17 protein-coding genes and 4 pseudogenes are annotated in these 14,259 nt (G+C 69.5%); 6 read left to right on the top strand and 15 right to left on the bottom strand.

Annotation, left to right across the window (positions count from 1 at the left end):
• Positions 1–12: 12 nt before the first annotated feature.
• From KAE78_RS07260 to KAE78_RS17520, 6 genes and pseudogenes are all read right to left on the bottom strand, one after another.
• Positions 13–861, bottom strand: coding sequence for an SDR family NAD(P)-dependent oxidoreductase (locus KAE78_RS07260; RefSeq protein ID WP_223172315.1), 849 nt, complete (start codon positions 859–861; stop codon positions 13–15).
• A 35-nt stretch (positions 862–896) separates the two neighbouring features.
• A complete protein-coding gene (locus KAE78_RS07255) occupies positions 897–1,283 on the bottom strand; it encodes a type II toxin-antitoxin system VapC family toxin (protein ID WP_223172439.1) in 387 nt (128 codons plus the stop codon).
• On the bottom strand, positions 1,283–1,516 hold the full coding sequence (locus tag KAE78_RS07250) for a type II toxin-antitoxin system Phd/YefM family antitoxin (protein WP_223172314.1): 234 nt from the start codon (positions 1,514–1,516) through the stop codon (positions 1,283–1,285). Before KAE78_RS07250 ends, KAE78_RS07255 begins: the two co-directional genes overlap by 1 nt.
• 37 nt (positions 1,517–1,553) lie before the next feature.
• Positions 1,554–2,420: pseudogene (locus tag KAE78_RS19535) on the bottom strand (EamA family transporter).
• A 2-nt stretch (positions 2,421–2,422) separates the two neighbouring features.
• Entirely contained in the window at positions 2,423–3,181 is a 759-nt protein-coding gene (locus tag KAE78_RS07240; protein ID WP_262927805.1) for a serine hydrolase, read from the bottom strand.
• 104 nt (positions 3,182–3,285) lie between these two features.
• Positions 3,286–3,495 (bottom strand): annotated as a pseudogene (locus KAE78_RS17520) (serine hydrolase); the annotation flags it as partial.
• A gap of 304 nt (positions 3,496–3,799) precedes the next feature.
• Here KAE78_RS17520 and KAE78_RS07235 point away from each other — a divergent pair.
• A complete protein-coding gene (locus tag KAE78_RS07235; RefSeq protein WP_223172313.1) occupies positions 3,800–4,105 on the top strand; it encodes a DUF2470 domain-containing protein in 306 nt (101 codons plus the stop codon).
• 70 nt (positions 4,106–4,175) lie between these two features.
• Positions 4,176–4,820 (top strand): annotated as a pseudogene (locus tag KAE78_RS07230) (heme oxygenase (biliverdin-producing)).
• 162 nt (positions 4,821–4,982) lie between these two features.
• Here KAE78_RS07230 and KAE78_RS07225 read toward each other — a convergent pair.
• The gene (locus KAE78_RS07225) at positions 4,983–6,368 is read right to left on the bottom strand and encodes an ATP-dependent RecD-like DNA helicase (RefSeq protein WP_223172438.1); all 1,386 of its coding nucleotides are present in this window, start codon (positions 6,366–6,368) and stop codon (positions 4,983–4,985) included.
• An 85-nt stretch (positions 6,369–6,453) separates the two neighbouring features.
• On the opposite strand from KAE78_RS07225, the gene KAE78_RS07220 reads away from it, so the two are divergent.
• Positions 6,454–6,936, top strand: coding sequence for a hypothetical protein (locus tag KAE78_RS07220; RefSeq protein WP_223172312.1), 483 nt, complete (start codon positions 6,454–6,456; stop codon positions 6,934–6,936).
• Positions 6,937–7,146: 210 nt separating this feature from the next.
• On the top strand, positions 7,147–7,464 hold the full coding sequence (locus KAE78_RS07215) for a hypothetical protein (protein ID WP_223172311.1): 318 nt from the start codon (positions 7,147–7,149) through the stop codon (positions 7,462–7,464).
• A 73-nt stretch (positions 7,465–7,537) separates the two neighbouring features.
• On the opposite strand, the gene KAE78_RS18555 is transcribed toward KAE78_RS07215, so the two are convergent.
• From KAE78_RS18555 to KAE78_RS07185, 8 genes and pseudogenes are all read right to left on the bottom strand, one after another.
• The gene (locus KAE78_RS18555) at positions 7,538–7,708 is read right to left on the bottom strand and encodes a hypothetical protein (RefSeq protein WP_317451938.1); all 171 of its coding nucleotides are present in this window, start codon (positions 7,706–7,708) and stop codon (positions 7,538–7,540) included.
• Positions 7,709–7,741: 33 nt separating this feature from the next.
• Positions 7,742–8,214: pseudogene (locus tag KAE78_RS18550) on the bottom strand (cytochrome c oxidase assembly protein); the annotation flags it as partial.
• Positions 8,165–9,586: a copper resistance D family protein gene (locus KAE78_RS07210; protein WP_317451893.1), complete on the bottom strand. Its 1,422-nt coding sequence runs from the start codon at positions 9,584–9,586 to the stop codon at positions 8,165–8,167. The pseudogene KAE78_RS18550 and the gene KAE78_RS07210, both read right to left, overlap by 50 nt.
• Positions 9,587–9,782: 196 nt before the next feature.
• Complete coding sequence (locus tag KAE78_RS07205) at positions 9,783–10,067, bottom strand: HU family DNA-binding protein (protein WP_223172437.1); 285 nt, start codon at positions 10,065–10,067, stop codon at positions 9,783–9,785.
• A 316-nt stretch (positions 10,068–10,383) separates the two neighbouring features.
• Positions 10,384–10,689: a 30S ribosomal protein S14 gene (gene rpsN / locus KAE78_RS07200; RefSeq protein ID WP_223172310.1), complete on the bottom strand. Its 306-nt coding sequence runs from the start codon at positions 10,687–10,689 to the stop codon at positions 10,384–10,386.
• A 2-nt stretch (positions 10,690–10,691) separates the two neighbouring features.
• Positions 10,692–10,862, bottom strand: coding sequence for a 50S ribosomal protein L33 (gene rpmG / locus KAE78_RS07195; RefSeq protein ID WP_223172309.1), 171 nt, complete (start codon positions 10,860–10,862; stop codon positions 10,692–10,694).
• Positions 10,862–11,098 carry a 50S ribosomal protein L28 gene (rpmB, locus tag KAE78_RS07190; protein WP_223172308.1) on the bottom strand — a complete coding sequence of 79 codons (237 nt, stop codon included), beginning with the start codon at positions 11,096–11,098 and terminating at the stop codon, positions 10,862–10,864. The genes rpmG and rpmB overlap by 1 nt, the downstream gene beginning before the upstream one ends.
• A gap of 150 nt (positions 11,099–11,248) precedes the next feature.
• On the bottom strand, positions 11,249–11,602 hold the full coding sequence (locus KAE78_RS07185) for a TetR/AcrR family transcriptional regulator C-terminal domain-containing protein (protein WP_262927804.1): 354 nt from the start codon (positions 11,600–11,602) through the stop codon (positions 11,249–11,251).
• Positions 11,603–12,127: 525 nt separating this feature from the next.
• Between KAE78_RS07185 and KAE78_RS07175 the strand changes: the two genes are divergently transcribed.
• Together KAE78_RS07175 and KAE78_RS07170 are read left to right on the top strand one after the other, a co-directional pair.
• Positions 12,128–12,745, top strand: a complete 618-nt coding sequence (locus KAE78_RS07175) for a DUF4386 domain-containing protein (protein WP_262927803.1) — start codon at positions 12,128–12,130, stop codon at positions 12,743–12,745.
• 310 nt (positions 12,746–13,055) lie between these two features.
• Positions 13,056–14,222 carry an RtcB family protein gene (locus KAE78_RS07170; protein WP_223172306.1) on the top strand — a complete coding sequence of 389 codons (1,167 nt, stop codon included), beginning with the start codon at positions 13,056–13,058 and terminating at the stop codon, positions 14,220–14,222.
• The last annotated feature ends 37 nt before the right edge of the window (positions 14,223–14,259 follow it).

The raw sequence follows: 14,259 nt of genomic DNA, 5'->3' as shown, positions 1-14,259 counted from the left end.
CGACATCCGACCTCAGCGCGCGCCGCGCCCCGTGAACTCGTCCATCGAGGAGTAGACCTTGAAGACGCGCCCGGCCACGGCGTCCCACGCCCGCGTCGGCAGCACACCGCGCAGCGCCGCGGCGAGCTTGACCGTCCACGGCCGCATGACGATCGGGGTGCCGCGCAGCATCCCGCGCCAGGCGGCGCGCGTCGCCTTCTCGGGCGTCATGATCGGCGTCAGGAGCGGGCCGCGGGCGCCCGCGAACATGCCGGTGGAGATGTAGCTCGGACAGAAGGTCGTCACCGCGATATGCCGATGCCCGACCCTTTCGAGCTCCAGGCGCACCGACTCGCTCCAGCCGATCATCGCCCACTTCGAGGCGGCGTAGACGCTCATGTTCGGATTGGCGAGCGTGCCCGCCGCCGAGGCGATGTTGAGGATGCGCTGCGGCCGGGAATCGTCGGCGATCATGTCGGGCAGCACCTCGCGGGTGAGCCACATCGCCGCGAGCGTGTTCACCGCGATGGTGCCCTCGATGTCGCGGACCGGGTCGTGCTCCCAGAACGGTGCCCCGCGCACGATGCCCGCGTTGTTGATCAGCACTGTCGGAGCGCCCAGATCGCGCCGCACCTTCTTCATCGCGCGCTGGATCGCCGCGAGCGAAGAGACGTCGACCCCGTACGGACGCACCGTCACCCCCGACTCGGACAGCTCCGCCGCCAGGCGCGCCGCGGCATCCGCGTCGATGTCCCAGAGGGCGACCGCCGCCGCGCCTCCCGCGACGGCCCGCCGTGCGTAGAGCTCGCCCATGCCGCGGGCAGCGCCCGTGATCAGCACGATCGCGCCGCGCACCGGATGCTTCGCCTGTTCGGATGCCATGGCCACCCTTCGTCCCCTGCACCCTACCGGGATGCTCAGAGCCGCGCGTCATGGATCCATTCCTCACCGAGAGCCAGCAACGTGGCATCCGATGTCAGGAACGGCAACCGTTCCTGAGAGGCCTGCGCCACGAGCATCCGGTCGAAGGGATCATGACGGTGAAGTGCGGGGAACCGCTCCATGGCCGAGGCATGCGCGGAGGTGAATACCAGCTCCTGCAGCCCGGAGCGGTGAAAGACCTCGGGGAACCGCTCACCACCGGGCTTGTCGAGGCGGCCCAGCGTGTGCTTGATCACGATTTCCATCGTCGAGACCGAGGAGAAGCAGACGTGAGAAGCCCCGGCGATTCGGTCGCGCGCGTCTGCGCCGAGTCTTGCGCTGTCGTAGTACACCCACAGCAGCGCATTCGTGTCGAGAAGCATCAACGAGCACCGTAGAACATCGTGGCGATCTCGTCGTCGACCCCATCGAAGATGTCGGGGTCGTGCTCCGGTTCTTCGGCGCCCAGCCCGTAGACGACCTCCACTCGATCGTGCACGACGAGGTCGACGACCGGCACGCCCGCGCGCGCGATCGTGACCTTCTCACCCTCGAGGGCTTTCGCGATCAACGCGGAGAGCTGGGACTTCGCCTCGTGCACGTTCACCTGGATCATGAGACCATGATACCTGACTTAGCTAAGCTAGACCAGACTACGCCACCGGCTCCGACACCACGGGCCGCTCGCGCCCCGCCCAGACGGCGCCCGCGCTGGCGAGCACGACGAGTGCGATCCCGACGAGCTCGAGCCAGGTCAGGTGCTGCTGCAGGAGCACGAACCCGGCGAGCGCCGCCGTCGCCGGCGCGAGGCTCATGAGGATGCCGAACACCGCCGGGGTGATGCGCCGCAGCGCGACGAGCTCGAGCGCATAGGGGATCGTCGAGCTCAACAGGGCGACCGCCGCGCCCAGGAGGAGGATCTCCGGCCGCAGGATCGCCGTGCCGGCGGTGAGGAATCCGAACGGCAGGGCGACGGCCGCACCGACCATCATCGCCAGTGCCAGCCCGTCGAGCTTCTCGAAGGCACGCCCGACGCTCGCGGCCGAGAGGATGTAGAGCGCCCAGCAGGCCGCCGCACCGAGGGCGAACAGCACCCCGACCGGGTCGAGGCGATCCCACCCGCCCCGCCGAGCGCGACGACCCCGACGAGAGCGACGAGCGCCCACAGCCACACGATCCGCCGGCGCGCCGTGATCACGGCGAGCGCGAGCGGACCGAGCACCTCGATCGTCACGGTCACCCCGAGCGCGAGCCGTTCCAGCGCGAGGTAGAAGAAGCCGTTCATGACGGCGAGCGAGAGGCCCAGCGCCCACACGGCCCGCCATCCGGATGCGGTGTGCCCCGCATCCGGGGTCGGGCAATGATCAGCAGGATCACCGCGGAGAAGAACAGCCGCAGCGCGACCATGCCCAGAGGCCCGCCGCCGGGAACAACAGCACGGCGATCGAGGCGCCGACCTCCTGGCAGATCAGGCCGATCGTGACGAGGACGACGGCACCGCCGCGCGCCGATCCCGACACGTCTAGTCTTCGGCCGGCGGCGAGCAGATCGCGCGGTCGGCGATCCGCTTGTGGTATGTGTCGGCGGTGAACGGCAGCGCGAACTCGGGTTCGGTCTCACCGGATGCCGCCGGGACCTTCGAGGCGATGGCGGCCAGTTCCCAGGCGAGATAGCCGATCGGCATCCCGCCGCCCGAGGAGTTGTTCATCACGACGGCGACCGTGAAGCCCGTCTCCGGGTCGGAGAAGGCGGCCGTCGCGTATCCGGGAACCGTGCCGTACTGGCCGATGAGCGGTCCGACGAGATGAGCCCCGCCCGTCGTCTGTCGCCAGCGCGCCGCGCTGTCGGACAGCGGCAGCGGCTCGGCCCACCGGGTCGAGTTCTCGCCGCCGGCCAGGGTCTGCGTCGCCATGGCCCGCATGTAGCGGCCGAGGTCGTCGATCGTCGAGACCGCGCCCGAGTCGGTGTACCCGATGCTCGACGACATGCGCGAGATGTCCACCGGCTCGGTGCACACGAACTCGCCGTCCTCGCGGGGCAGGTAGTGGCCGGACAGCGCGTTGCCCTCCGGCAGGGCGGCGGCCGGCGACGGCAGCACCGTGCCCTCGAGCTCGAGGGGCGCGGCGAGATACTCGCTGTACAGCGTGGACGCCGACTTGCCGGTCGCGCGCTCGAGCGCCAGGCCGAGCAGCATGTAAGCGGCATCCGAGTTCCGGTACTTCGTCTTGATCTCGGTGCGCGCCTTGCCGACGCCGTAGGCGGCCAGCTCCAGCGGCCCCACTGACGCTCGGGGTTGCGCAGCACCATGCTGCTGACGGTGCCCTCGAAGGTGCCGATGCCGGCGGTGCCGTTGCAGAGGTCCAGCAGGGTCACATCGCTCAGGTTCGGAACGCCCGAGACGTACTGCGACACCGGAGCCTCCTTCGACAGCACGCCGTCGGCGTCGAGGATGTAGAGCAGGTCGCACGTCATGAGCCGGGTCACATCGGCGATGCGGAAGGACATGTCGCTGGTGACCGGCGCGCTGGAGTCGGCGCTCTGCGTGCCGAGTCCGGCGACCCAGCTTCCCGCCCACGGGACCCAGACGCCGACGATCGCACCGCTGGCACCGGTCGTGCCCATCGCGTGGGTGACGGCATCTTCGAGTTGCGCGACCGTGTCTGCCGGGAGCGACCCCTCGACCTGATAGGGCGGCTCGTAGGTCGACGCGGCCGGATCAGAGCACGCCGAGAGCGCCAGCATCGCGGCGGCGGTTCCGGCGACGACGGCGCTCAGTCTGCGGGACAACGACATTCGACCCCCTAAATCTCAGATGAGTCTAATCTGCGGTTCCTGAGAGCCCGAACCATCCACGCTGCCGCTCTCGCCCGCCCGCCCGCGCACGACGTAGGCTGGGGGCGTGCCGCACACTTTCGACCCCGCAATCGTCACCGCCGTCCTGCACCATATGAACGACGACCACGCCGACGACAACATGCTCATCGCCCGCGCGTTCGCGTCGGATGCCGTGACCGCCGCCGTCATGACCGGATTCGACGGGGATGCCGGCGTGTGGGAGATCACCCGCGACGACGCCGCCGAAGAACTGCGCGTGCCCTGGCCCGGCGGCCCCATCAGCGAGCGACCCGAGGTCCGCCGCGAGATCGTGGCGCTCTACGACGCGGCCTGCGAACGCCTCGGCCTCACCCCGCGCCCTCACGCCTGAGCGTCATCCTTCTCCACAGCCGCGGAATCTCGCGGCTGTGTTCAGGTGAGGTTACCCTTACACTGAGAGCATGGCCGAAATCATCTCCTTCTCCGCTGCTCTCCGCGAGCGCTCCGCCGGCTCCCACTCGCGCAGCGAGACCGCAGGGTTCATGGCCGACCTCCTCAAGGGCGAAGGGTCTCGCGAAGACTATGTCGCCCTGGTGGCCCAGCACTACTTCATCTACGAGGCGCTCGAGAGCGCCGCCGCCCGCATGACGAACGACCCGTGGCATCCGTCTTCATCAGCGACAAGCTCACGCGCCTGCCCGCCTCGAGTCGGACCTCGAGTTCCTCATCGGCGCCGACTGGCGCGAGCGCATCGCGCCGCTGTCGGCCACGCGCCGCTACGTCGACCGCATCAATCAGGTGGGCGCCACCTGGGCGGGCGGCTTCGTCGCCCACCACTACACCCGCTACCTCGGCGACCTCTCCGGCGGCATCTTCATCGGCCGCGTCATGCAGCGCCGCTTCGGGTTCGAGACCAACGGCGTCGGTTTCTACCTCTTCGACGACATCGCCGACCCGAAGGCATTCAAGGACGTCTACCGCGAGCAGCTCGACGCCGCCCCTGGGACGACGACGAGAAGGCCCGCGTGATCGACGAGGTGCTGCTGGCCTACCAGTTCAACACCGAGCTCTTCGAGGAGCTCGACCGCGAGCGCCAGGTCGCGTAGCGGCGGGGTGCGTAGCGGCGGGTCGCGCAGTGACGAGATCCGGCACTCCCTTCGAGCGGTCGACGCCAGGGCGTTTCGACTCGATCGGCTGCGCCGCTCTCGCTCAACGACCGGATTGCGCTCTCGCGGGCGGCCCGGTTGCGCTCGCGCGTGGCGCGAACGTTACTCAGCTGCCAGGACGGGTGTCGACGCGACGCGCTGCGCACCGGCCATGAAGCGCGCGACGTCGGGGTCGACACGAATGTCGCTCGGGCGCAGCGGCCGGGAGAGGTACAACCCCTCGATCGAGGTCAGGCGCGAGAGCGCGACGTAGGTCTGTCCCGGCGCGAACGCCCCTGAGCCGAGGTCGATGATCGCCCGGTCGTAGGTCTTGCCCTGCGATTTGTGGATCGTGACCGCCCACGCCAACCGCAACGGGAACTGGGTGAACTCGGCGACCACTTCGCGGCTGAGCGTCTTCGAGCCCGGGTTGTAGGCGTAGCGGAAGCGTTCCCAGACGGCGGGTTCGACCTCGACCTCGTCGCCGTCGATCTCCACGCGCACCGAGCCGCCCAGGATGCGGTTGACCGTGCCGATCGTGCCGTTCACCCACCGCGGCGGGTCGCCCTGCGCGCCCACGTCGTTGCGCAGGAACATCACCTGGGCGCCCACCTTGAGCTTCAGCTCGGCATCCGCCGGATACGCGGTCTCGCCGCGCCCGAAGTCGCCGTTGATCTCGGCGACCGCCGTCTGCTCGCGCCCGGGCAGCGCCGCCAGGTGCCGGCGGTTGATGTTGTTGACGATGTCGTTGCGGGTCGCGAGGGTGATGATCGGCACTTCGCCGGGCTCGGGATCCGGCGGTGTGCGCGCCCCGGCATCGTTGAGGACGCCGGCGATGTCGGCGGTGACGCGGCCGAAGCGCACCGCGTTCAGCATCGCCTTGAAACCGTCGTCGGACTGGCGGTGGATCTGCACGAGCTCGCGGATGTGCAGCTCGGCGCCGTGGCGGCCGAGGTCGAGCATGCCGCCCTCGTCTCCGCCGCTCGCGCCCGCCCACACCCACGCGTCGAAGAACCAGAATGAACGATAGTGGTCCTGGATGTAGCGCAGCTCGTCGCCCCGTGGCGGCACCGGCGCCAGCTGGTAGGGGTCGCCGAACATGATCACCTGCACGCCGCCGAAGGGCTCCGCGCGGCGGGCGCGTGCCTGGCGCAGCGAACGGTCGATCGCGTCCATGAGGTCGGCGTTGACCATCGACACCTCATCGATCACGAGCGTGTCGATGGCGTTCAGGATGCGGCGCGTGGCATCCGACTGCTCCAGGTCCTGGTCGGCGATGAGGCCGATGGGCAGGCGGAACAGCGAGTGGATCGTCTGGCCCTCGACGTTGAGCGCCGCGACGCCCGTGGGCGCGCAGATCGCGATCTGCTTGCGCGTGTTCCAGGCGAAGTACTGCAGAAGTGTCGACTTGCCCGTCCCGGCGCGGCCGGTGATGAAGACATGCGCGCTCGTGTCTTCGATCAGCCGGAACAGCTCGCGCTGCTCCTCGGACAGGGCGGGGAGGTTCACCACCCCATGCTAGATGCTCGGACGGATGCGGCGGGCGGCGCCTGTGGGCGACGTTCGGCTTCGTGTCAGGCCGGCTTGCCTAGACTTGCCGCATGGATCAGTCACCCGTCCCCGGCGCCGTCGCCGGTCGCTGGGCGTCGACCTGACGATCCTGTCCGTCGTCGGCCTGCTGCTCCTCGCCGCGCTGGGTGCCGGCGGGATGGCGCTGTACCGCGAGGTCTACAGCCCTTCCGCCTTCGTCCAGCGCTACCTGGGTCTGCTGGAGGAGTCGCGGGCCGCCGACGCCCTGCGGGTTCCCGGCGTCGCCGTCGACCGCGCCGCTCTCGAGCCCCTCGGTCTGGAGGCCACGCCCTCCGACGCCCTGCTGCGTCAGACCGCCCTCGGGTCACTGAGTCAGATCACCATCGTCGACGAGCGCGCCGGCGACGACGGGATCACCCGCGTCACCGCGCGCTACCGCGCCGGCGGCCATCCCGGCACGAGCGTCTTCCTCGTCACGCAGGACGGCTGGAACGGCGTCGTGCCGCGCTGGCGCTTCGCCGAGTCCCTCTCGCGATCCTCGACCTGATCGTCCGCGGCTCCGACGAACTCACCGTCAACGGCTTCACCTTCGACCGGCGTCAAGTCGCCGCCGGCGGCGTCGACTCCGATCCGCTCGAACCGGTGCCCCTGTTCGTGTTCACCCCGGCATGTACTCGGTCTCGGTCGACACGGCCGTCTCGGAGACCCCGGGCGTCCGCTTCCTCGCCGACACCCGCTCGCCGTCACGCCCGTCGACGTGCAGACCCAGCCGACCGAGGAGTTCGTCCGAGTGGTGCAGGAGCGGGTGGAGGAGTTCCTCGAGGAGTGCACCACCCAGCGGGTGCTGCTGCCGACCGCGTGCCCCTTCGGCTTCGAGGTCGACCACCGGATCACGACCGAGCCGGAGTGGTCGATCGCCCGGCATCCGAGCGTAGAGGTCGCGCCCGACGGTGCGCACTGGCAGATCCCACGACCGATGCCGTCGCCCACATCCACGTCGACGTGCAGTCGATCTTCGACGGCTCGATCGTGTCGGTCAGCGAGGATGTGCCCTTCCGGGTCAACGGCACCGTGACGCTGCTGCCGGACGGTTCGCTGTCGATCCGGGTCGGGCTCCGGCGGACTGACGCGGATGCCGCGGCATCCGACTACCGCGATCGCTGCGCCTCGCGCTCGGCCGCCCGGCGATCGCGCTCGGCGAGCTTCGCCAGCTGCGCGTTGTACTCCTCGAGCTCGGCCTCGCCCGTGCGGTCGGCGTGCCGGTCGCGGCGACGGGATACCTTGGTGTCGTCGCGGCTCCACAGGATCGCCACCGTCACCGCGAGGATGAGCGTCGGGATCTCGCCGATCGACCAGGCGATGCCGCCGCCGACGTACTGGTCCTCCATCGGGGTCGCCCCCAGGTGCGCCCGGTCGCGCCGAACCACTCAGCGACCATGAGGCCGGTCTGCATCATGAGCGCGACGCCGAAGAAGGCGTGCATCGCCATCGTCGTGATGAGCGTCACGAGCCTGCCCGCATACGGCAGGCGGTAGGGGACCGGGTCGGATCCGATCAGACTCATCGTGAAGAGGTAGCCGGAGATGAGGAAGTGGATGATCATCCACTGGTGTCCCAGGTGGTCGTACATCGCCCAGCGGAAGAGGTCGGTGAAGTAGAACGCCCACAGCGAGATGATGAAGATCGCCGCCGCCACGATCGGATGCGTCACGATGCGCGACCACGGCGAGTGCACTGCCCACAGGATCCACTCCCGGCCGCCGCGCGTGCCGTCGTCACGCTTGCGGATCGCGCGCAGCGCCAGGGTGATGGGCGCCGCGCCCACCAGCAGCAGCGGGATCCCATCCCAGCAGCATGTGCCCGAGCATGTGCACGCTGAAGAGGAAGTCCTGATAGAGGTTGATCGAGCCGGACGTGACCCAGATCAGCGCGAGGAGGCCGACGACCCACAGCACCGTGCGATGCACGGGCCAGGAGTGGCCGCGGCGGCGTAGGCGCCACACCGCCGCCAGATAGAAGAAGATGCCGAACAGTCCGCCCAGCAGCCAGAGGATGTCGACGTCCCACATGGTGACCCACCGGATGGGCGTCAGCTCCGGCGGCACCGGTTCGCCCATGAGCAGCTCGGCCGGGGTCCGCATCGCCGGAACCTCGTCCCCGCCGGGTGGGGGTGCGCCCGAGCGCCGCGGCCGCCCCGAGGCGAGCCCCATGAGCGCGAGCTCCGCGCCCACGAGGCGCCAGAACCACGCGGATGCGGTGCTCTGAGCGCCCTTCGACTCCGCCGGGCTGCGCCCGGCCTCGCTCAGGGACCGGGATCGCGAAGCGATCTGGGGGATCAGCCGCATCCGATACCAGACGCCGAAGGCTCCGAGACCGGTGAGCAGCGCGATCTTCGCGATCAGGATCGCGCCGTAGGGCGTCCACAGGTCGGCCCAGGTCTCGAGGGCGACGAAGGAGCGGGCGAGTCCGGATGCCGCCACCACCACGAACGCGGCGAGCGCGATCGACGAGTAGCGGCGCAGGATCGGCTCGTCGACAACCGACCCGCCGCCGCGCAGGAGCACCAGGAGCAGCAGTCCGCCGAGCCAGACCGCGGCGGCGACCATGTGCAGGAGGATCGAGTTGACCGCGAGGCCGTGACCGGACAGGTCGCCCGAGTGGCCCGTCGTCGCGATCGGCAGAAGAGTCGCCATCGCCAGGACGGTCGTCAGGAGCACCGGCGTCCAGGTCCGCCAGGCGAACAGCAGGAGGGTGACGATCGCCCCCAGGATGACCGCGATGACCCACGCCTGGCCGATCGGCAGCTCGAAGAGGAAGCGCCCCAGCTGGGCGCCGAACTCGCGCTCGGCGCTCAGCTGCGGGTTGAAGATGCTCATGAACGTCAGGAACACGGTCGTCGCCGCGGCCACCGTGAACAGGGCTGCGCCGACGGATGCCGCATTCAGCGCCTGCTCGAAAGGACGCTCTCCGGGTCGAAGCGTGAACAGCGCGAGGACCAGCGGCCCGATCATGAGTGCGGCCGAGAGGTTGGTGACCAGCTTCGCCACCGGCAGCGCCCAGCGCACGAACGCACCGGGATCCTGCAGAGGCAGTGGCGCGGCGCCGCCGCCCACGTTCAGAGCGACGAGGAGGGCGACGAGCGCCGAGACCAGCAGGATCGCCGGGCCGAGGACGCGCAGCGCACGCGACGGGCCCACGCGCCGGGGCTCCGTGCGGCACCGTCGCGCCGTGTGGAGGGGGCGTCGGGATCACCCCTCCAGCCTACGCGGGGCTGCGCCCGCGTCTCGCCGCGGGCACTGCCCCTCACCGCACCTCTGCCTCCTGTGGCGTCGCGCCCGCCGACGCCGAAGGCCGCCACCCCAAACGGGGCGACGGCCTTCGCGTGAGTCAGAGTTACTTGACGGCAGCCTTGAGCTTGGAACCGGCGGTGACCTTGACGCGCTTGCCTGCCGGGATCTTGATCTCGGCACCGGTCTGCGGGTTGCGGCCCGTGCGGGCGGCCGTGGCGACCTGCTCGAACGAGATCCAGCCCGGGATCGAGACCTTCTTGCCGCCGGCGACGGCCTCCGAGACACCCGCGAACAGAGCGTCGAGCACGCGCGAAACGGTGGCCTGGCTCTCGCCCGTGGCGGCAGCGAGGCTCGCGACGAGCTCGGTCTTGGTGATGTTGTCAGCCATGTCTTCCTCCAGCGACGGCGTGACCGCCGCGTCGTGTTTCTGTGGGCGAAGAGCGAGTGCCCCCGTCGGTCTTTCGACCGCCTCGAATGTATCAATCCCCGGCGACATTTCCGCGTGTTTCCGCGGGTTTCGGAGGATCCGCGCGTGTCGTGAGTTCACTTTCTTCACTTCAGTCACATTCGCCACAGAATCTGACGTCATTGCGCGTGTTTCCGCGGCATCCGGGATGCGTGCGCCATGCCGACCCAGACCACGCCGCAGGCACGCGAAAGGGGCGGGGTTCCGAAGAACCCCGCCCCTTTCGATGAGACTGTGCTTACCAGCTCGACTTGGTGATGCCGGGCAGCTCGCCACGGTGGGCCATGTCGCGGAAGCGCACACGCGAGATGCCGAACTTCGACAGGTGGCCACGGGGGCGACCGTCGATGGCGTCGCGGTTGCGGACGCGCACCGGCGACGCGTTGCGCGGCAGCTTCTGCAGGCCGACGCGAGCCGCCTCACGGGCCTCGTCGGTCGCGTTCGGGTCGACCAGGGTCTTCTTCAGCTCAGCGCGACGCTCGGCGTAGCGCTCGACAACAGCTTTGCGCTGCTCGTTGCGGGCGATCTTGCTCTTCTTCGCCATGATTAACGCTCCTCGCGGAATTCGACGTGCCGGCGTACGACGGGGTCGTACTTCTTCAGCACAAGGCGGTCGGGTGTGTTGCGACGGTTCTTCTTGGTCACGTAGGTGTACCCCGTGCCTGCCGTCGAACGCAGCTTGATGATCGGACGGACGTCCTGAGCCTTCTTCGCCATTAGAGCTTCACACCCTTCGCGAGGAGGTCCTTGACCACGTTCTCGATGCCGCGCGCGTCGATGACCCGCATACCGCGGACCGACACGTTCAGCGTGACCTTGCGGCCGAGCGAGGGAACGTAGTACGTCTTACGCTGCACGTTCGGGTCGAAGCGGCGCTTCGTCCGGCGGTGCGAGTGCGAGATGTTGTGACCGAAGCCGGGAACAGCTCCGGTCACCTGGCACACTGCTGCCATGGTGATTACTCCTTCATTACCGTGAGACCGGACGGCCTCACCCAAGATCCCTTGTCTGCGCCCCGCACTCGACCCGCCCTTCGACAAGCTCAGGGACCGGACGAGTGGATGGGGTGCGAACTGCACACAGGAGAGCGTGCAGACAAAGAGTCAGTTTAGCACGGATCCTTTCGCGGCCTTCGCGGCCTCCCGGGCGATGCCGTCCAGCAGCAACGAGAGCGTGAACTCGAACTCCGCCTGGCTGTCGCACCATCCCAGCGCGGGGTCGGATGCCGCATGGAACTCGGCGGCCATCATCGCCGTAAGGTGCGGCATCCGCTCGGCCAGCAGGGCGAGCTCGGCCTCGTCGGCCTCGCCCACCCCGGGGCTGAAGGGCTCCTGCACGAAGCCGAGGACCATGCTGCCGAGGGCGTGCAGCGCACGGTGCCCGATCGCATAGCCCACGCCGCCGTCGACGAGCGCGCCGAGCACCGCCTCATAGAGCCCGTAGGCGCCGAGGGGCATGTCCGGGCGCGTGGCGAGGAGGCCGGGCGCCCAGGGTGACGGAGCATGACCGCACGTGCCGTCAGGCATCGCGCGCGCACGGTCTCGCGCCAGTCGGATGCGGCGGCACCCCCGTCGAGCTCGCCCTGGATCTCGGCGATCACGGACTCGACGAGTCCGTCCAGCAGGGCGTCCTTGCCGGGGATGTGGTGGTACAGCGACATCGCCTCGACGTCGAGGTCGGCGGCCAAGCGACGCATGGTGACGGCGGGGAGCCCGTCGGCGTCGGCGAGCGCGAGCGCCGCTTGCAGGACGCGGGCGCGGCTCAGCGGGTCCCGGCGCGTGCGTGAGGCCTCCACACGATCCACCTCCTGCCCAGGGTTGCCGGCATCCGATCTTACCCGGTAAGGTTCCCTTACAACGTAAGGATCAAGGAGGCACCATGCCGCACAGCAGTCCTCGGACCACCCCGACGTCCGCACGGCGCGCACCGCCGGCCTTCTCTACCTCGCCCTCGTCCTGACCGGCGTCCTCGGCTTCCTCGTCGTGCGCCCACGGCTCTACGAGGCCGGCGACCCCGCCGCCACCCTCGCGGCCCTGCAGGCGCAGCAGCTCCTCGTCGGCGCCGGCATCGCTCTGGAGCTCGGCATCGTCCTGACTCAGGCGCTGGCCGCCCTCTGGCTGTTCCGCCTCTTCCGAGAGGTGGATGCAGTGTCGGCGACGGCGGTGCTCGTCTTCGGCATGGTCAATGCGACATTCATCCTCGCCAGCGCCGCCATGCTGACCGTCGCCCGCGGCGCGGCCGCAGACGCCGGCGGTCTCGATGCGATCCAGATCGTCGGCACCGCCTCACTGATGAGCGAGGGCCTCTGGGAGGTGGCCGCCCTGTTCTTCGGTCTCTGGCTGATCCCGCTGGGACTTCTCGTGCTGCGCTCGGGCTGGATGCCGCGACTGCTCGGCTGGTTCCTCGTCGTCGGCGGCACGGGCTACGCGCTGAGCGCCTTCGCCGCCGCGCTCCTGCCCGAGGCGACGCTCGCCGCCACGATCCTCAGCGCCCCCGCCAACATCGGCGAGTTCTGGCTGCTCGGGTATCTCATCGTGTTCGGCGCGCGTCCCCGCACCGTGCGTGCGCGGCGGGAGGACGCCGAGCGCACCGCGATCTGAGCCGGGCGGATGCCGCAACGCGCCGGGGACGGACGGAGTGCTTGACGCCGCATCCGCCCGTCCCTATGGTGGCAAAGCTGTGCCGACCGGCGCAGCTTCAGCCGAAGGAGACGACGGATGTCCGCACAGCGGAATCTGACGAAGCGGTTCCCGGGCCTCCAGCCCGCAGACCGCTACGAGTCGTACCCTCCGGCGCGCGCCGTGTGAAGCATCCGCTCTCCCACGCCCCGCACCGACAGGTCCGGGGCGTTTTCTCTTGCGAGGAACGGTCCGGCCTGTGGCCGAATCGAGAAACGCAAGGAAAGGAACCATGGAGAAGCTCTCCGCACGGCTGCTGTCGTGGGCGAGTCTGATCGACGAGAAGACCGTCGAGCAGGCGCGCACCTCGTCACGCATGCCGTTCATCCACCCGCATCTGGCGCTCATGCCCGACGCGCACCTCGGCAAGGGCGCGACCGTGGGGTCGGTCATCCCGACCCTCGGCGCGATCATGCCGGCGGCCGTCGGCGTCGACATCGGATGCGGCATGATCGCCGTCCGCACCCAGTTCGCCCGGGAGCAGCTGCCCGCCGACCTCGCGCCGCTGCGCGAGCAGATCGAGCGCGCCGTGCCGCTGTCGGCCGGTCGCGACAACCGCAAGGTCGTGGCGACGGCCGAGCCGCGGATCGCCGAACTCGAGGAGCTCGCAGAGACGGCGGGGTTCGACCCTGCCCGGTACGCGGGGCACTGGCGCAACCAGCTGGGCTCGCTCGGCTCGGGCAACCACTTCATCGAGGTGTCCGTGGACGAGACCGATCGGGTGTGGCTGTTCCTGCACTCGGGCTCGCGGGGCGTGGGCAACAAGATCGCCACGCACCACATCGCGGTCGCCCAGCGGCTGGCCAAGCAGTGGTGGATCGATCTGCCCGACCCCGACCTCGCCTACCTCGTGGAGGGCACTCCGGAGTTCACCCGGTACATCCGGGAGCTGCACTGGGCGCAGCACTTCGCGCTGCTGAACCGGGAGGAGATGATGGACCGGGTGATCCGGCAGCTCTCCGAGGTCATGGGCGAGCCCGTGGCCGAGCAGGAGAGAATCAACTGCCACCACAACTTCACCGAGCGCGAGAAGCACTTCGGGAAGGACGTGTGGGTCTCGCGGAAGGGCGCGATCCAGGCGGATGCCGGTCGGCCCGGCCTGATCCCGGGCTCCATGGGCACGGCGTCGTACGTCGTGGAGGGACTCGGCAACCCCCTGTCGCTGAACTCCTCGCCGCACGGCGCGGGCCGGGAGTACTCGCGGTCGGCCGCCCGGCGCACGTTCACGCATGAGCAGCTGCGGGAGGCGATGGCGGGGATCGAGTTCCGCGACACCGACGCCTTCATCGACGAGATCCCGCAGGCGTACAAGCCGATCGATCAGGTGATGGCGGATGCCGCCGACCTCGTGACGATCCGGCACACGCTGCGTCAGCTCGTCAACGTGAAGGGCGACTGACACCGGATGCCGCGGCGCACACGACAGTGCGTCGCGG

This window comes from Microbacterium sp. NIBRBAC000506063, assembly GCF_017968845.1.
GTDB lineage: Bacteria > Actinomycetota > Actinomycetes > Actinomycetales > Microbacteriaceae > Microbacterium.
This window is presented reverse-complemented; position numbering and strand designations above follow the sequence as displayed.

What these genes read in the sequence shown, in the direction of transcription:
- KAE78_RS07185 (WP_262927804.1), bottom strand. Translation starts at nt 11,602, where the DNA reads ATGCCCCTCGGCGCCTACGGGCTCTATGAGGCGGTGCTCGGCGCGCTC.
- rpmG (WP_223172309.1), bottom strand. Translation starts at nt 10,862, where the DNA reads ATGGCGAAGAAGGCTCAGGACGTCCGTCCGATCATCAAGCTGCGTTCG.
- KAE78_RS07255 (WP_223172439.1), bottom strand. Translation starts at nt 1,283, where the DNA reads ATGCTTCTCGACACGAATGCGCTGCTGTGGGTGTACTACGACAGCGCA.
- rpmB (WP_223172308.1), bottom strand. Translation starts at nt 11,098, where the DNA reads ATGGCAGCAGTGTGCCAGGTGACCGGAGCTGTTCCCGGCTTCGGTCAC.
- KAE78_RS07250 (WP_223172314.1), bottom strand. Translation starts at nt 1,516, where the DNA reads ATGATCCAGGTGAACGTGCACGAGGCGAAGTCCCAGCTCTCCGCGTTG.
- KAE78_RS07205 (WP_223172437.1), bottom strand. Translation starts at nt 10,067, where the DNA reads ATGGCTGACAACATCACCAAGACCGAGCTCGTCGCGAGCCTCGCTGCC.
- KAE78_RS07170 (WP_223172306.1), top strand. Translation starts at nt 13,056, where the DNA reads ATGGAGAAGCTCTCCGCACGGCTGCTGTCGTGGGCGAGTCTGATCGAC.
- KAE78_RS07260 (WP_223172315.1), bottom strand. Translation starts at nt 861, where the DNA reads ATGGCATCCGAACAGGCGAAGCATCCGGTGCGCGGCGCGATCGTGCTG.
- rpsN (WP_223172310.1), bottom strand. Translation starts at nt 10,689, where the DNA reads ATGGCGAAGAAGAGCAAGATCGCCCGCAACGAGCAGCGCAAAGCTGTT.